Annotated in this window: 18 protein-coding genes, 1 other RNA gene and 1 riboswitch; of the genes, 9 read left to right on the top strand and 10 right to left on the bottom strand. The window is 65.4% G+C overall.

Annotated elements, in window-relative coordinates; genetic code table 11:
* Positions 1–25: 25 nt before the first annotated feature.
* Complete coding sequence (locus PVV74_RS02990) at positions 26–481, top strand: nucleoside deaminase (protein ID WP_103761688.1); 456 nt, start codon at positions 26–28, stop codon at positions 479–481.
* 133 nt (positions 482–614) lie between these two features.
* Here the strand turns inward: PVV74_RS02990 and PVV74_RS02995 are convergent, their stop codons facing one another.
* Entirely contained in the window at positions 615–1307 is a 693-nt protein-coding gene (locus PVV74_RS02995; RefSeq protein ID WP_274592175.1) for a metal-dependent hydrolase, read from the bottom strand.
* Here PVV74_RS02995 and PVV74_RS03000 point away from each other — a divergent pair.
* The 8 genes from PVV74_RS03000 (at position 1306) to PVV74_RS03035 (ending at position 8012) form a co-directional block, all read left to right on the top strand.
* Positions 1306–2025 (top strand): ceramidase domain-containing protein, encoded by a 720-nt coding sequence (locus PVV74_RS03000; RefSeq protein WP_338020412.1) that lies wholly within the window; start codon positions 1306–1308, stop codon positions 2023–2025. The two genes, PVV74_RS02995 and PVV74_RS03000, sit on opposite strands and share 2 nt — an antisense overlap.
* A 34-nt stretch (positions 2026–2059) precedes the next feature.
* Positions 2060–2347, top strand: a complete 288-nt coding sequence (gatC, locus tag PVV74_RS03005; RefSeq protein ID WP_103761691.1) for an Asp-tRNA(Asn)/Glu-tRNA(Gln) amidotransferase subunit GatC — start codon at positions 2060–2062, stop codon at positions 2345–2347.
* Positions 2347–3831, top strand: a complete 1485-nt coding sequence (gene gatA, locus PVV74_RS03010) for an Asp-tRNA(Asn)/Glu-tRNA(Gln) amidotransferase subunit GatA (RefSeq protein ID WP_274592176.1) — start codon at positions 2347–2349, stop codon at positions 3829–3831. The genes gatC and gatA overlap by 1 nt, the downstream gene beginning before the upstream one ends.
* A 34-nt stretch (positions 3832–3865) precedes the next feature.
* Entirely contained in the window at positions 3866–4735 is an 870-nt protein-coding gene (locus PVV74_RS03015) for a hypothetical protein (RefSeq protein ID WP_274592177.1), read from the top strand.
* Between the two features lie 16 nt (positions 4736–4751).
* Positions 4752–5438, top strand: coding sequence for an N-acetylmuramoyl-L-alanine amidase (locus tag PVV74_RS03020; protein ID WP_274592178.1), 687 nt, complete (start codon positions 4752–4754; stop codon positions 5436–5438).
* A gap of 12 nt (positions 5439–5450) precedes the next feature.
* An RNA gene (gene rnpB / locus PVV74_RS03025) (RNase P RNA component class A) lies at positions 5451–5801 on the top strand.
* A 609-nt stretch (positions 5802–6410) separates the two neighbouring features.
* Entirely contained in the window at positions 6411–7583 is a 1173-nt protein-coding gene (gene argE / locus PVV74_RS03030) for an acetylornithine deacetylase (protein WP_274592179.1), read from the top strand.
* Between the two features lie 63 nt (positions 7584–7646).
* Complete coding sequence (locus tag PVV74_RS03035) at positions 7647–8012, top strand: hypothetical protein (protein WP_274592180.1); 366 nt, start codon at positions 7647–7649, stop codon at positions 8010–8012.
* A 76-nt stretch (positions 8013–8088) separates the two neighbouring features.
* On the opposite strand, the gene trmB is transcribed toward PVV74_RS03035, so the two are convergent.
* The 9 genes from trmB to PVV74_RS03080 all read right to left on the bottom strand — a co-directional run bounded on the left by trmB (position 8089) and on the right by PVV74_RS03080 (position 16133).
* Positions 8089–8802, bottom strand: a complete 714-nt coding sequence (trmB, locus tag PVV74_RS03040) for a tRNA (guanine(46)-N(7))-methyltransferase TrmB (protein ID WP_103761696.1) — start codon at positions 8800–8802, stop codon at positions 8089–8091.
* Between the two features lies 1 nt (position 8803).
* The gene (locus PVV74_RS03045) at positions 8804–9667 is read right to left on the bottom strand and encodes a bile acid:sodium symporter family protein (RefSeq protein WP_274592181.1); all 864 of its coding nucleotides are present in this window, start codon (positions 9665–9667) and stop codon (positions 8804–8806) included.
* A 103-nt stretch (positions 9668–9770) separates the two neighbouring features.
* Complete coding sequence (metK, locus tag PVV74_RS03050; protein ID WP_274592182.1) at positions 9771–10949, bottom strand: methionine adenosyltransferase; 1179 nt, start codon at positions 10947–10949, stop codon at positions 9771–9773.
* A gap of 5 nt (positions 10950–10954) precedes the next feature.
* Positions 10955–11005: riboswitch (SAM-SAH riboswitch) on the bottom strand.
* Positions 11006–11044: 39 nt separating this feature from the next.
* Complete coding sequence (gene lnt, locus PVV74_RS03055) at positions 11045–12577, bottom strand: apolipoprotein N-acyltransferase (protein WP_274592183.1); 1533 nt, start codon at positions 12575–12577, stop codon at positions 11045–11047.
* A gap of 3 nt (positions 12578–12580) precedes the next feature.
* Positions 12581–13513, bottom strand: coding sequence for a hemolysin family protein (locus PVV74_RS03060; protein WP_103761700.1), 933 nt, complete (start codon positions 13511–13513; stop codon positions 12581–12583).
* 44 nt (positions 13514–13557) lie between these two features.
* Positions 13558–14052, bottom strand: a complete 495-nt coding sequence (ybeY, locus tag PVV74_RS03065; protein WP_274592184.1) for an rRNA maturation RNase YbeY — start codon at positions 14050–14052, stop codon at positions 13558–13560.
* A gap of 90 nt (positions 14053–14142) precedes the next feature.
* Positions 14143–15171 carry a PhoH family protein gene (locus PVV74_RS03070; protein ID WP_103761701.1) on the bottom strand — a complete coding sequence of 343 codons (1029 nt, stop codon included), beginning with the start codon at positions 15169–15171 and terminating at the stop codon, positions 14143–14145.
* A 144-nt stretch (positions 15172–15315) separates the two neighbouring features.
* The gene (locus PVV74_RS03075; protein ID WP_274592185.1) at positions 15316–15618 is read right to left on the bottom strand and encodes a hypothetical protein; all 303 of its coding nucleotides are present in this window, start codon (positions 15616–15618) and stop codon (positions 15316–15318) included.
* Positions 15619–15629: 11 nt separating this feature from the next.
* The gene (locus PVV74_RS03080) at positions 15630–16133 is read right to left on the bottom strand and encodes an OmpA family protein (RefSeq protein WP_245890403.1); all 504 of its coding nucleotides are present in this window, start codon (positions 16131–16133) and stop codon (positions 15630–15632) included.
* Positions 16134–16314 lie beyond the last annotated feature (181 nt).

The following is a 16314-nucleotide window of genomic DNA, read 5'->3' on the forward strand; positions in this document are numbered from 1 at the left end:
CACCGCCCGCACGGCAATCAGGGGCATGACGTTCAAAAGCCATATGGACACGGCCCTCGCCGAGGCCCGCGCCGCCCGGGACCGCGGCGAGGTGCCCGTGGGCGCGGTTGTGTCCGACCCGGCAGGACGGATCGTGGCGCAGGCCGGCAACCGAACGCGCGAACTGAGCGACCCCACCGCGCACGCCGAGATCCTCGCCCTGCGCACCGCCTGTGCCGCCGTCGGCAGCGAACGCCTGCCCGGTCACAGCCTGACTGTCACGCTGGAGCCCTGCGCGATGTGCGCCACCGCCATCGCGAATGCCCGCATCGCGCGGCTCTACTACGGCGCCGCCGACCCCAAGTCCGGTGGCGTGGCCCACGGCGCCCGGATTTTCACCCATGCGCAAACGCACCACGCGCCGGATATCTACGACGGGATCAACGCCACCGAGGCGGAAGCCCTGCTGAAGGACTTCTTCAAATCCCTGCGTGAAGTTTAAAGCGCAACGCACTCTTTTTCTTTCCAGAAATACTCACATAACAACGCCGACGCCCGAACCCCGCTTGAAGGCCCGGGCACCAAAAGCTTTCTCAAAGCTTTTGGCAAAACTTTTCAAAAAAGTTTTGCCCCGCTCAGATCTCGATCGCCGTCATCACCTCCGGCTCGATCACGTCGACCCCGGGCAGGCCGTCTTTCAACGCCGCCGCCGACTGCTCCAGAAGCGGGAAATTCTTGTAGTGACACGGGATCACCGTCTTGAAATCGAAGAACGTCTTCGCCGCATAGGCCGCCCGCTTCATGTCCATGGTGAAATGACCGCCGGCGCACAGGATGCCGATATCGGGGTGATGCAGGTCGTTGAACACGCCCATATCGGCCATCACGTCCGTATCGCCCGAGACATAGATCACATGCCCCTCGCCCTCGATCATGAACCCGCATTCGGTGCCGGGCACATGCGGACCGTTCTCGCCGCCAAAGCTCGAGGAATGCGTCGCGTGCACCATCGTCACGGCCACGTCGCCAAGATGCACCGTGCCGCCCTTGTTGAAGCCGACCACGTCCAGCCCTGCGCTTTCTTCCCAGCAGCCCATCAGGTCGAACTGCCCCACCACCGGCACCGACAATTGCTTCGCCAGGTCCGGCAGGTCAGCGGCATGGTCGAAATGCGCGTGGGTCAGCAGGATATGCGTCGCCCCCTTGGTGGCGGCGTCATGGTGCGCCTCGTCCAGCATCGGGTTGCCCGTCAGCCACGGGTCGATCAGCAGCACCTGATCGGCGATCTCGATGCGGAAACTTGCATGTCCAAGCCAGATGATTTTCATGACGCTCTCCTTATGTCATTCCAACGAGGAAGTTAGCAGAGAGGCCACCGATTTCCACATGGACTGGACCCGCGCCATCGACGCCTATTGCGAACGCACCGACCCCGGTTTCTGGGCCGAGCCGGTGAACGCGCTCACCAATGCCGCCTTCCTGGTCGCGGCGCTGGTCATGGCCCACCGCCTGCGCGGCACCGAGCTTGCGCTGGCCCGCCTGCTCACCATCCTCCTGGCACTTATCGGCATCGGCTCGTTCCTCTTTCACACCTATGCCCAGCCCTGGGCCGCGATGCTCGACGTCCTGCCGATCATGGTCTTCGCACTGACCTATCTCTATGCCGCGACCCGGTATTATCTCGGCCTCTCCGTTCTGGCCTCCGCCACCACCATCCCGGCCTTTCTCGGGGTCACGGCGCTGGCCATGCCGCTCCTGTCGCAGCTTCCGCTCTATGGCCCCTCGGCGTCCTACCTCACCCTGCCTCTGGTCATACTCCTCTACGCCTGGCTCCTGCGCGCCGACGCCGCCCTGTCGCGGGGCCTCGCCCTCGGCGCAGGCCTGTTGCTGCTGTCGCTCACCTTCCGCAGCCTCGACGCGCCCTTGTGCAACAGCCTCACCCTCGGCACCCATTTCGGCTGGCACATCCTCAACGCGCTCATGCTGGGCTGGATGATCGAGCTCTACCGCCGCCACGCCCTTGCACCCCACCCGCACGGGCGCTAAACGCGGATGCGATAACGCACACGGAGATGCCCCCATGTCCATCGACACCGCGACCGCCGCCAAGGTGGCCAAGCTGGCCCGCATCCGGGTCGAGGAAGACGACCTCCCCGCGCTGGCCAACGAGTTCAACACGATCCTCGGCTTCATCGACCAGCTGAACGAGGTCGATGTCGAGGGCGTCGAGCCCATGGTCTCGGTCACGCCCATGCGCCTCAAGCGCCGCGAGGACGTTGTGACCGACGGCGGCCAGCAGGACAAGGTGCTGTCCAACGCCCCCGACGCCCGCGAGGGCTTTTTCGCCGTGCCGAAAGTGGTGGAATAATGACCGATCTCAATGCAATGACCATCGCCGACGCCCGCAATAACCTCCGCGCGGGCGAGATCACCTCCGAGGAACTGACCGAGGCCTGCCTGACGGCCATCGAAGGCGCGGGCGCGCTTGGCGCCTTCGTGCATCACACGCCCGAGATCGCGCGCGAACAGGCCAAGGCCGCCGACACGCGCCTGCAAGCCGGCGACGCGCCCTCGATGTGCGGCATCCCGCTGGGCATCAAGGATCTCTTCTGCACAAAGGGCGTGCCGAGCCAGGCCGCCAGCGGCATCCTCAACGGGTTCAAGCCGGAATACGAATCCACCGTCAGCCAGAATCTCTTCGACGCGGGCGCGGTCATGCTGGGCAAGCTCAACATGGACGAGTTCGCCATGGGCTCGTCGAACGAGACCAGCGTTTACGGCAACGCCATCAACCCGTGGCGGCGCGGCAATGACGAAATGGCGCTGACGCCCGGCGGCTCCTCGGGCGGCTCGGCCTCCGCCGTCTCCGCGGACCTCTGCCTTGGCGCCACCGGCACCGACACCGGCGGCTCGATCCGGCAACCGGCGGCCTTCACCGGCATCACTGGCATCAAGCCCACCTACGGGCGCTGCTCGCGCTGGGGCATCGTCGCCTTCGCCTCGTCGCTCGACCAGGCCGGCCCGATGACCAAGTCCGTGCGCGACGCGGCGATCATGCTGGAAGCCATGTGCAGCCACGACCCCAAGGACAGCACCAGCGCCGACATCCCCGTGCCGGATTTCGAGGCCATGCTGACCGGCGACGTCCGCGGCAAGAAGATCGGTATCCCCAAGGAATACCACATGGACGGCATGCCCGAGGAGATCGAGACGCACTGGAGCCAAGGCAAGGAAATGCTGGCCGATGCCGGAGCCGAGATCGTCGATATCTCGCTGCCCCACACCAAGTACGCCCTGCCCACCTATTACGTCATCGCGCCCGCCGAGGCCTCCTCGAACCTCGCGCGCTATGACGGCGTGCGCTACGGCAACCGCGCCAAGCTGGCGCAGGGCGACGGCATCACCGAGATGTACGAGAAAACTCGCGCCGAAGGCTTCGGTGACGAGGTGAAACGCCGGGTCATGGTCGGCACCTACGTGCTGTCGGCGGGCTTTTACGACGCCTATTACAACCGTGCCCGCAAGGTACGTGCCCTCATCAAGAAGGATTTCGAGGATGTCTTCGACCAAGGCATCGACGCCATCCTGACCCCGGCAACGCCCTCGGCGGCGTTCGAGCTGGGCCGCAAGTCCGACGACCCGGTCGAGATGTATCTCAACGACGTCTTCACCGTCACCGTGAACCTCGCCGGCCTGCCCGGCATCGCGGTGCCCACGGGCCTCAACCGCAACGGCCTTCCCTTGGGCCTGCAATTGATCGGGCGGCCCTGGGAAGAGGGCGATCTGCTCAACACCGCCTATGCGCTCGAGGCGGCGGCGGGCTTTGTGGCCAAACCCGGCAAATGGTGGTAAGTTGCCGCAAAACAAATCGGCAGGACCTAACCAGATGCGATTTTCTCTTTGTGTAACGGCCCTTGTCGGGCTGACCGCCTGTGCGCCCAGTGTCCCGGACAGCGGCGCGGGCTTTCCTGACAGCGGCAGTGGCGTTGGCTTCGGCACCTCGGACGATTATATCGCCCAGCAGCGCGCGCGCGATGCGGAGCTTCAAGGCAACTCGGCCGTGCCACGTGCCGGCGCGATCTCGCCCGAGACCCGCAACCAGGCCAATCCGGGCGCACCGCTCAGCGCGACGCAAGGCGCGAACGCGCCTGCCACTGGCGGCACGGTCACGTCGTCCACGAACGCCACGCGCCAAGCCGGCTCGGGCGCCTACACGCCCACCGGCGGTCTCAATTCGGCCTCCACCAGCGACGAGATCGCCCGCGAAACCGCGGCGCGTCTGGCCGAAACCTCGCAGAACTCGGGCCAGCAGATCGTCCATGCCAGCCCCTCGAACCCCGCGCCCCAGACCGTGACCAGCGAGGGCGGCATCTCGAACGAGAACAATTTCGATGCCGTGGGCAACGCCCGCTCGATCCAGGATGACGCAGAACTGATCGCCCAGAACCGGGCGCAGTACCAGGTGGTCCAGCCCGGCGCCCTGCCCGAACGCAGCGGCAATACCGGCCCCAACATCGTGCAATACGCGCTGGAGACCAGCCACCCCAAGGGTCAACAGCTCTATACCCGCGTCGGCATCAACAAGCAGGCCAAGTTCCAGCGCAACTGCGCCAAGTACAACTCGCCCGACCAGGCCCAGACCGATTTCCTGGCCCAGGGCGGACCGCGCCGCGACCGCATGGGGCTCGACCCCGATGGCGATGGATATGCCTGCGCTTGGGATCCCCGCCCGTTCCGCGCGGCGGTGCAGAACTGATCTTCGGACAGGCCGCGTGACAGCGCCGCTCTGGCACCCCTCGCCCAACTTCGGGCCGCGCCGCCTTGGCGCGCAGCCCGACATCGTGGTGATCCACTACACCGCCATGCCCAGCGCCGAGGCCGCGCTTGAGCGTCTCTGCGATCCGCAGGCCGAAGTGTCGGCGCATTACCTCATCGCCGCCGACGGCCGCGCCTGGCAGATGGTGGCCGAGGTCGCCCGCGCCTGGCACGCCGGGTCCGGGTCCTGGGGGGATGTGACCGACATCAACTCCCGCTCCGTGGGGATCGAGCTCGACAATCCCGGCGAACGCCCCTTTCCCGAGCCGCTGATGACCACGCTCGAGGCGTTGCTGCCCGGCATCCTGCGCCGCTGGTCCATCCCGCCCGAGCGGGTGATCGGCCATTCCGACATGGCGCCCGAGCGCAAGGCCGACCCCGGCCCCCATTTCGGCTGGCAAAGGCTCGCCCGCAAGGGCCTCGCGATCTGGCCGGGTGAGCCTGAGGATGCGCCAGAAAGCGATTTCGACACCGCCGCCACGCGCTTCGGCTACCCGCCCTCCTGCGACCCGGGAAAACGCCTGCAAGCCTTCCGCGACCGCTTTCGCCCCGGCACCACCGGCCCCGAAGACGCCACTGACCGGGCGCTCATGGCCGGCCTTGCCGCGCAATGGCCCGTTGCGCAATCGCGCGGAAACGCATAGATCACCCCTCGCGCGGAGGGCCGGACGGCCGCGTGGGTGAACGCCCGCGAGGAAAGTCCGGACTCCACAAGGCAACGGTGCCGGGTAACGCCCGGCCGGGGCAACCCGAGGGAAAGCGCCACAGAAAACAGACCGTCCCGGACTTGATCCGGGATAAGGGTGAAACGGTGGGGTAAGAGCCCACCGCGGGACGGGCAACCGGACCGGCATGGCAAGCCCCACCGGGAGCAATGCCGAATAGGGATCGCATTCGGGCCGCCTTGGCCCCGCGATCCGGGTTGGCAGCTAAAGCCTGCGGGCAACCGCAGGACCAGATGAATGGTCGTCCTACGACAGAATCCGGCTTACAGGCCCTCCGCGCAGTTCCAATCAAATCGTGCGGCTGCGCCGCGCTTTATTTATTGATTGGGGCCAGCCCCAAACCCCGGGATGTTTCCGGCCAGAAGAAGAGGCCTGCCAAGGCAAGCACCCCTGGCGCATCTGGTAAGGCATCCATTCGCTCGAGGCGGAGGCAACGACGACGCGACCATCTGTCAGCCGCACCTAGAGGTTCTGGCCGACGCGCTCGTACCCACAAATGTCGATTTGCCGAAAGTTTAGAGAGGTTTCCTGACCGCCATCCGCCCGGATCGGCGTTGCGCCCTGATAGTCTGGACCCCGCCACGATTCACTTGGACCGCGCCACTGCGGGCGACAAAATTGATCGCCGTCATGGTATCACCGCTCTTCCTCAATACCGGCCATGTCTTCACGGTGCAGACTTTCTTATCGTGACGCGCATATGCCGGCAAACCACATCCATGCCTGGAATTTTTCTCGCCACCAACACCGACATGAGCCATGCGTGGCGACATGTTGGCAACAAACATCTTTGGGTTACGCCCAGTTTCCGCGCACAACGGGCCCTACCCCCTTGACCCTTCCTGCAAGCGGGACCAACGTCAGAGAAATCGTCGAAAGAAAGGGACAAACGTGGCGGCTCGAACCGATTTGCTGGACAGCACCTCGCGCATTCTGGGCGATCTGATCGGCTTTCCCACGATATCGACAGACCCCAACATCGACCTGATCAACTCCATCGCCAACCGTCTCGACATGGTCGGCGCGCGGGTCGAGATCTTTCCCGACCCGTCCGGGCAGAAGGCCAACCTCTTCGCCACGATCGGACCCGAACGCGATGGCGGCATCGTGCTGTCCGGCCATAGCGACGTTGTTCCCGTGGCCGATCAGGACTGGGCGTCGAACCCCTTTGACATGCTGGAACATGACGGGCGGCTCTATGGCCGCGGCACCTGCGACATGAAGGGGTTTATCGCCGCCACGCTGGCCATGGCCCCGCAATACGCCGCGCTTAACCCCGACCGCCCGCTGCATTTCGCCTTCACCCATGACGAAGAGACGGGCTGTTTCGGCGCCCGTGCGCTGGCCCAGACCCTGCGCGCCAAAGGGCTGACGCCAGGGGTCGCCATCGTGGGCGAGCCGACGATGATGCGCGTCATCGAAGGGCACAAGGGCTGCTATGAATACACCACCCGCTTTTCCGGGCTGGCGGGCCACGGCTCGGCCCCCGATCGCGGCGTCAACGCGGTGGAATACGCCGTGCGCTACATCGCACGCCTTCTGGACCTCAAGCACAGGCTGCGCGACCGCGCCCCCGCCAACAGCCTGTTCGAGCCGCCCTGGACCACCATCAACACCGGGCGGCTGTCGGGCGGCGTGGCCCACAACGTCATTCCCAGCGAGGCGGTGGTGGACTGGGAAATGCGCCCGGTGCAGACCTCGGACGCCGATTTCGTCAAGGACTCGCTCAAGACCTATATCGAGCAAGAGCTCCTGCCCGCCATGCGCGCCGTCGACCCCGAGTCGGATATCGTGACCGAGGTCATCGGCGAGGTCGAGGGCCTCATCCCCACCACTGATAACGAGGCCCGCACCATCGTGTCGGAACTCACCGGCGCCAACCACGCCGAATGCGTGGCCTTCGGCACCGAGGCCGGCATCTTTCAATCCCTGGGCATGTCGGCCGTGATCTGCGGCCCTGGCTCGATCGAGCAGGCCCACAAGGCCGACGAGTTCGTGGCGCTCGACCAGCTGTCGCAATGTCTCGACATGCTGGAACGATTGCAGGGCAAGCTGGTTGCATAACCAGGGGCGGGCCGTGTCCCAGCCCCGCCGCCATTACTTTGCACGAACGCCTGGAAGGTTGAGATGCTTTATAAATCCGCGTGGATCGCCCTTTTGATGACCTTGGCCCAAACCGCCCACGCGGCGCCGGTCGATACGCCCAATGGCACCGTGACCGGCCATTTCGGCGAAACGGAATTCGATCATCCGCTGATCTGCGAACGCGATCCTTTCGTGATCGCCCGCACTCATGACAGCGGCGGCGCCCCGGCCTTCGAGGCCGCCTTCGTGTCCAACGGCGTCACCAGCATCGAGGTTCGCACCGGCACCGAGACTCACCAGTTCGGCACCTCGACCGACGCCGCGGGCTTTCCGCTTGTGCTCGAAGGCGAGGTCGACGGCACGGTCTTTTCGTTCGAAGTCGCCTGCCCGGACGGTTTCGACATGTAAGCCATGCGCTCGGCGGGATGACCCGCCGCGTCACGGCTTTTTCTTGCTTCAAATACTCAAGACCAGCCGGTCGCGGTCAATCGCGCCGGAAGGTCATGTAATGCGGCACCCGCCCCTCGCGCAGGGCCTTCTGCTCGTAGCGGGTGGAAATCCAGTCACCCCACGGCTCCCGCCAGTCGCGCGGCCCCTCGGCCAACCAGGTAAAGCCGTGGCGCGGCACCTGTTCCATCGTCTGGCGCACGTAATCGGGAATGTCCGTGGCGACTCTGAAAATCGCCCCCGGCTTCATCACCCGCGCCAGCGGCTCCAGGTGCTCGGGCGTCACGAACCGCCGCCGGTGGTGGCGTTTCTTGGGCCACGGGTCGGGATAGAGCAGGAACGCCCGCGCGATGCTGGCCTCGGGCAGGACGTCGAACATGTCACGCACGTCGCCGGGATGGATCGCCACGTTCTCGACATGGCTGTCACGCAGCTGCCCAAGCAGTTTCGCGACCCCGTTGATGTAGGGCTCGCAGCCGACGATCCCCACGTCCGGGTTCTCCGCCGCCTGGTGGATCATGTGCTCGCCACCGCCGAAACCCACTTCAAGCCATACATCACGTTCGCCGAACAAGGCCCTGAGGTCTATGGGTTTTCGCTCGGGGTTCACCTCCCAGTCCACGGCCCCCGGCGACCACGCGGCCAGGTCCTCGTCCAGGTAGGCTTCCTGCGATTTCTTCAGGTGCTTGCCTTTGAACCGGCCGTAGAAATTGCGCCACGGCGCGCCCGAGGAATGCTTGCCTTCGCTCATCTCACGCCTCCGCCGCGAAAACCCGGCGCAGCACCAGCAGCGCGGGAATGTTCACCAGGTACATGCAGATACCATAGACCGCCGACGGCACGGCGAATTCCGACAGTCCCGTGCTGGCCGCGACGATATTGGCGATGGTGATCCCCACCGTGGCGTTCTGCACGCCCATCTCCACCGCGATGGCCAGGCCGTCGCGCCCGGCGATCCCCATCAGCCGTGCCAAGCCGATCCCCACAGCCAGCAACACCAGGTTCAGCACGATCAGGAACGGCCCCAGCCGCGCGAAGCTTTCTGTCAAGAGCGCCCAGTTGCTGGCAATCGCCGCCGCCACGATCAGCACGAACAGGATCAGCGCCACGATCTCGCAGACCCGCTCGATCCGCAGCGCGAACCCTGCCGCGAAACGGCGCAGCAGCAGCCCGACGAAGACCGGCAGCGCCGTGATCAGGAACATCGCCACGCCCACCTTCACGACGCTGATCTCGGGCGCGGCCTCGCCCATGAAATGCGTCGCAGCCCAGGCCACCAGCACCGGCAGCGTCAGCACCGACAACAGGCTCACGACCGCCGTCAGCGTGATCGACAGCGCCACGGTGCCCCCGGCCAGCTTGGTCAGCATGTTCGACGTGACGCCCCCGGGGCTGAAGGCCAGCAGCATGATGCCGAACGCCATGCCCCCGCCAAAGCCCCAGGCCGCGATCAGCGCATAGGCCACCAGCGGCAACAGCACGATCTGCGCCACGATGCCGGTCAGCGCAGGCTTGGGCAGGCGCAGCACCCGGCCGAAATCGGCGAAATGCAGCCCCAGCCCCAATGAGAACATGATGAAGGCCAGCGCCAGCGGCAGGCCGATATCAAGGATCATCCCGGTCCCTCCCTTTTGGCGCAGTCTAAGGGCCGCAGCGGGCCATGTCGCGCATGAAAAACGCGGAGGAAATCCCCCGCGTTTCGATGCCGTGCTGTCTGGCTCAGACCGCTTTCTTCAACGCATCCACCAGGTCCGTGCGCTCCCAGCTGAAACCGCCATCGGCGTCGGGCTCGCGTCCGAAATGGCCGTAGGCCGCGGTGCGCTGGTAGATCGGCTTGTTCAGCTCCAGCTGCTCGCGAATGCCGCGCGGCGTCAGGTCCATGACCTTGCGGATCGCCTTTTCGATCTCCGCGGGCTCGACCGCGCCGGTGCCGAACGTGTCGGCATAGACCGACAGCGGCTGCGCCACCCCGATCGCATAGCTCAACTGGATGGTGCAGCGTTCCGCCATGCCCGCGGCGATCACGTTCTTGGCCAGGTAGCGCGCGGCATAGGCCGCCGAGCGGTCCACCTTGGTCGGGTCCTTGCCGGAAAACGCGCCGCCGCCATGCGGGGCCGCGCCGCCATACGTGTCCACGATGATCTTGCGGCCCGTCAGGCCCGCATCGCCGTCGGGTCCGCCGATCACGAACTTGCCCGTGGGGTTCACGTGCCAGGACGTGTCGTCGCCGATCCAGCCCTCGGGCAGGACTTCGCGGATATAGGGCTCTACCACCGCGCGCACGTCCTTGCTGCTCATGTCCTCGTCGAAATGCTGCGTCGACAGCACGATCGAGGTGACGCCCACCGGCTTGCCGCCCTCGTAGCGCACCGTCAACTGCGACTTGGCATCCGGGCCCAGCGTCGGCTCGGCCCCCGATTTGCGCACCTCGGCCAGCCGCCGCAGGATCGCGTGGCTGAACTGGATCGGGGCGGGCATCATCGCGTCGGTCTCGTTCGTGGCATAGCCGAACATGATGCCCTGATCGCCCGCGCCCTCGTCGCCGCGCTCGCCGGTGACACCTTGCGCGATATGCGCCGATTGCTCGTGCAGCAGGTTGGTGATCTCGCAGGTGTTCCAGTGGAACTTGTCCTGCTCGTATCCGATGTCCTTGATACAGGCCCGCGTGATATCCTCCACGCTTTCCATGTATTGACGCAACTTGTTCTGGTCGGTCAGGCCGACTTCCCCGCCGATCACGACACGGTTCGTCGTGGCAAAGGTCTCGCAGGCCACCCGCGCCAGCGGGTCCTCGGACAGGAACGCGTCGAGGATCGCATCGGAAATGCGGTCGCACACCTTGTCGGGGTGCCCCTCCGAAACGGATTCGGAGGTGAAAACGTAATTATCTCGGGACATGAAAGTGCTCCATTAGGGTCAATTCCCGCCACGCCAGGAAGCCGTTGTGACAGGTACCTCGCTTCCTTAGGCGGGCCGTACCCGAAGGTCAATCGCTAAGTCCGCGCCTCGCGCTGCCTGCGTGACAGGACCCCGCCCGCCAGCATCAGCAGCACCGCCAGCACCAGCACCGGCGCCTCGCCCGTCCGGCTGTAAAGCGTCGGCGGCAAGGGCGGCGGCAGGGGCGTGTCGATCCAGCCCGCCTCGCCCAGGGGGATATGCGCCAGAATCCGGCCTGTGCCGTCGACCATGGCCGAGACGCCGGTATTGGCCGCGCGCACCATGGGCAGACCCTGCTCGGCGCTGCGCAGCCGGCCCTGCGCAAGGTGCTGGTAGGGCCCCGAGATCTTTCCGAACCACGCGTCGTTGGTGATCATCAGGATCATGTCCGGCCGCTCGGGGGCCGACAGGATGTTGCGGGCAAACACCCCTTCGTAGCAGATCAGCGGCACCGCCGTGCCCAAGCGGCCCATATCCACAAGCTCCACCCCCGGCCCGGCGGAATATCCCCCGCCCTCCTCGGCGGCAAGGCCATGGATGCCGAACCGCGCCATCAGGTCGCCCAGCGGCATGAACTCCCCGAACGGGACAAGGTGATGCTTGTCATAGACCTGGCTGACCGCGCCGGTCTCGTCGAGCCGCAGAAGCGAGTTGTAGAACCGCTGCCCGTCCAGCCGCCGCAGGCCCAGCACCACCGGTGCCCCCTGCGCCGAGGCCGCGATGCCGCCCAAAAGGTCGTCGGACTCGTGCAGGAAGGTGGGGATCGCCGTTTCCGGCCAGACCACCAGGTCGGGTCGTCCATCCTCGCCCGGAGCGGCGGTGAACTGCCGCTGGCGGTCGTAGAACATCTGCAGGTTCTCGGGCCGCCATTTCTCGTGCTGCGCCGCGTTGGGCTGCACCAGCCGCACCGTCTGCGCCTCCGGTCCCGGTGCGGCGGCGTCCGTCGGCGTCATTGCCGCGCCCGCGCCATAAAGCAACGCGATGCCCGCGAGTCCTGCGGCCCCGGCCATGCGCCGGCCCGCGCCCAGGTGCCACAGCGCCACCGCCGCCCCCATGACCAGCGCACACAGGCCCAGGGCCCCGCCCACGGACGCCCAATACAGCAAGGGCGTGTCGATCAGCACATGCCCCACCTGCGCCCAGGCGAACCCGGTGAAAAACCATCCGCGCAGCACCTCTCCGATGACGAAGGCCCCGACCAGCGCCACGCCGCTGCGGGGGGCGATTGACCGTGCGGCGCCAAAGGCCGCGGCCCAGTAGGACGCCATGAAGACCGACAACCCAAGCACCGCGAAGGGCGCCATCCAGCCATGCCGCGCGGCATCCACCAGGAACGGCTCGAAAATCCAGCTGAGCGCGATGACGAAATGGCCGGTGCCCGCCACCAGCCCGAGGATCGTGGCCGACAGCCACCCGCGGGTTTCGCGCCAAAGGCCGAAAATCACCGCCAGTGCGATAATCGTCAGCGGCCACAGTCCCCACGGCGCCTGCCCCAGTGCCGCCGCGGCGCCCAGGCCGGCGGCAAAGGCATAGCGCGTCCACACGCGGCCCTCACCGATCTGCCGCGTCAGCGCGTCAAGACGGACCATGAATTACCCCTCGATCGCCTCGGGCAGGCGCACCCGCAGCCGCTTGATCCGCCGCGGATCGGAATCCAGCACCTGGATTTCTATGCCCGTGGGATGCTCGACCAGCTCGCCCCGCGCCGGAACGCGGCCCAGCAGCATGAAGACCAGCCCGCCCAGCGTGTCGATCTCTTCCTCGTCGATCTCTTCCGAGTCGGTCAGCGACAGCCCGATCTCGGCCTCGAACTCCTCCAGAGGGGCCTTGGCCTGCACCACATAAGAGCCGGGCTTTTCCTCGGACCAATAGGCGCCCTCGTCCTGGTCGTGCTCATCGGCGATCTCGCCCACGACCTGTTCGATCAGGTCCTCGATGGTCACCAGGCCGTCGACCCCGCCATATTCGTCGATCACCAGCGCCATGTGCCGGCGCTCGGCCTGCATCTTCTGCAACAGCACGCCGATCGTCATCGATGGCGGCACGTACATCAGCGGACGCAACAGCTCTTCCAGCGAGTAATCCGCGCCCTGCCCGTTGAATCCGTGCTTCAGCGCGAAATCCTTGAGGTGGACAAAGCCCGTTGGCGTGTCCAGCGTGCCCTCGTACACGGGCAGACGCGTCAGCCCGCTTTCGCGGAACGTCTGGACCAGTTCATCCTTGGTGACTGTTGCGGGTACGGAAACAACGTCCGCCTTGGGGATCATCACGTCCTCGACGGAAAGCCGCCGCAGGTTGCCCAGCCCCAGGTTGGGCGCGAGGCCGTTGCCTGTCGTGTCATCCCCATCACCCTGCAGGTCGTCTTCCTCGCCGCCATACTCTTCGTCCACGCCCAGCGCGCCAAAGAAGCGACGGAAGAACCCGCCCTGCGTGTCGTTCTGATCCTCTGCCGGATCGTCGCCCTTGTATGCCTCGGACCGCGCGCCATGCGCTGCCATAGAAGAGGCGTCGTTGCTGTCGTTCATCTTACCTTTCCGAATCGTGCCCGCGTTCGCGGACAACGGGTAACTCAATATGGGTCAGGCAGACCCAGTTTGCCAAGTATCTCCACCTCGGTTCGTTCCATCAAGGTGGCATCCTTGTCACGAACGTGATCGTAGCCCAGCAAATGCAAGATTCCGTGAACGATAAGATGCGTCACATGGTCCTGCATCGGCTTGCCCGCCGCGCGGGCCTCTTTCGCGCAAGTGTCGAAGGCGATCGCGATATCGCCCAGCTCGGGGTCGAGGCCCGCATCGGGCAGGTCCGGCACGTCACCGTCGGTGCCTGCGCCCCGCTCCTCGCTCGGCCAGCTCAATACATTGGTCGGCGCCGCCTTGTCCCGGAAATCTTCGTTCAAGGCGGCAATCCGCGCATCGTCGCAGCCCAGCACCGCGATTTCCCACTCCGCGGGGTCCAGCCCCAGGTGCGCCAGCGTCGCCTCCGCCGCCCGCACGGCCAGCCGCTCCAGCCCCGCGTCCAGCCAGCGGTCATCCTCGATGACCGTATCGACAGAAACGCTCACACCGGGCGCAGGCCGGAATTTTGCAAAATTCCGGATCGGAAAATTGCAATTTTCCGGGCAATTTTCTTCCAAAGAAAATTGTGCCCGGCCTCAGACATCCGCGTCGTAGGCCTCGATGATCGCCGCCACCAGCGGATGGCGCACCACGTCTTTGGAAGTGAAGTAGTTGAAGGCGATCTTCGGGATATCCTTCAACAGCCGCTCGGCATCGTGCAGCCCGCTCGTCACCCCGCGCGGCAGGTCGATCTGGCTGCGGTCGCCGGTGATCACCATGCGGCTGCCCTCGCCCAGCCGGGTCAGGAACATCTTCATCTGCATCGAGGTGGCGTTCTGCGCCTCGTCCAGCACCACGAACGCATTGGCCAGCGTGCGCCCCCGCATGAAGGCCAGCGGAGCTATCTCGATCCGCTTCTCCTCGATCAGCTTGGCCACCTGCTTGGCCGGGAAGAAATCGTTCAGCGCGTCGTAGAGCGGCTGCATGTAGGGGTCGACCTTGTCCTTCATGTCGCCCGGCAGATAACCCAGCTTCTCGCCAGCCTCCACCGCCGGCCGGCTTAGGATGATGCGGTCGACATGCCCCTCGATGAACATGCTGACGCCCACAGCCACGGCAAGGTACGTCTTGCCGGTGCCCGCCGGCCCGATGCCGAAGGCCAGCTCGTTGGCAAAGAGCGCCTGCACATAAGCCTTCTGCGCGTCCGTGCGCGGCTCGACGGGCTTCTTGCGGGTCTTGATCTCGACCCGCCCGCCCTTGAACATCTCAAGCTGGTCACCCCCATCCGCCGCCGCGTCGTCGCCCGCGCCGCGGTCGGCACTGCCGCCCGCCCCCATGCGCAGCTCTCGGTCCACGTCGCCATGCTCGACCGTGCGGCCCTCTTCCAGCCGCTGGTACAGCGCCAGCAGCACGTCGCGCGCCTCCTTGGCCTGCTCCGGATCGCCGATCACGGCAAGCTGGTTGCCCCGGCGCAGGATCTGCACGCCCAGCTTCTTCTCGATTTCGGCAAGGTTGCGGTCGTATTCGCCGCACAGGTCGATCAACAGGAAATTGTCGGGGAACTCGACAACCGTTTCCAGAATGTCGCTGCTTTCGGATTGCGACGTCAGCACGTTCGTGACCAATCAAATCTCCCTGTCAAAGGCCTGTGCCAATGCTGCCAAGATGCGCCCCCAAGGGCAAGGCCCACGGCGCAATTGTCACGGCTTTGAAACGAAAAATGCCGCAGCGGGTATCGCTGCGGCACGAATTTCGGCGAAAGCGGCATGTCAGGTGCTTGGGTCCGGCACGGGCGAACCCGACTTGTACCCCCCGGTCGCCACGGTCGGCGGCGCGGTGCCCGAACAGACCGGCTTGCCGTACTTGTCCAGCCGCTGCGACAGGTAGCCCTCGGATCCGTCGTCGATGATCCAGTGATCACAGCCGTTCGGATCGACCCAGATCCCGGCCTGAAGCTGGCTCAGGTGCTTGGAATCGAAGCCACGGTCGACGGTCTTGTCAGTCTTCGGCACGTCGCAGGCGCTGACGAGGCCCGCAAGGGGAACGACGGCGATCAGTTTAAGAAGTTTCATCATGGTCCCCTTCAGCGAATGCAGATGATTTCGACGCGGCGATTTTGCTGCATGCCGGCGGCGGTGTTGTTCGATGCCTTGGGCAGACGCTCGCCATAGCCGCGTACATCCGCGATCCGCGCGCCGGTGCCGGCAGCGATTCGCGCCACCGAGTTGGCCCGGCGATAGGACAGGTCGATATTGTACTGGTCCGACGCACGGCTGTCGGTATGCCCGGTGATGATGTAGGAAATCGCCCCCGTGCTGCGGAAGAACTCCTGCAGACGCGCACGACCGGCCGAATTGATATTCGCGCTGTCAGTCGCAAAGAGCTGGTCGGTGTTGACCACGCCGCACACGTTGCCGCGGCGGCAGACCGGGATGCCCTGGCGGTTCACGTGCGGGGTCATGTACCCTTCCCAGCCGTCATCCATCACCCAGTGTTCGCACCCGTCCGGATCGACCCAGATCGTCGGCACGTAACGCTCACCTTTCACGACCCGCTGGCCACTTTGCGCCTGACCGGGCTCGGTCATCGCCACGACACCCAGAGCCACGGCAGCAAGGCCGTTCATCAGGGTGCGCACTGTTTTCGAAAACGTGTTCGTCACAGCCACTGTCCTTTTTATTATTTCCCCCGCTTGTCACGGTACCAGGCAGCGATTCCGCGACAAAAAACAAATTATTGTTTGACTTTAGCAAGTTCCGGCGCGTTGT

Origin of the sequence: Roseovarius sp. SK2 (assembly GCF_028807495.1) — a bacterium.
GTDB classification, from domain to species: Bacteria; Pseudomonadota; Alphaproteobacteria; order Rhodobacterales; family Rhodobacteraceae; genus Roseovarius; species Roseovarius confluentis.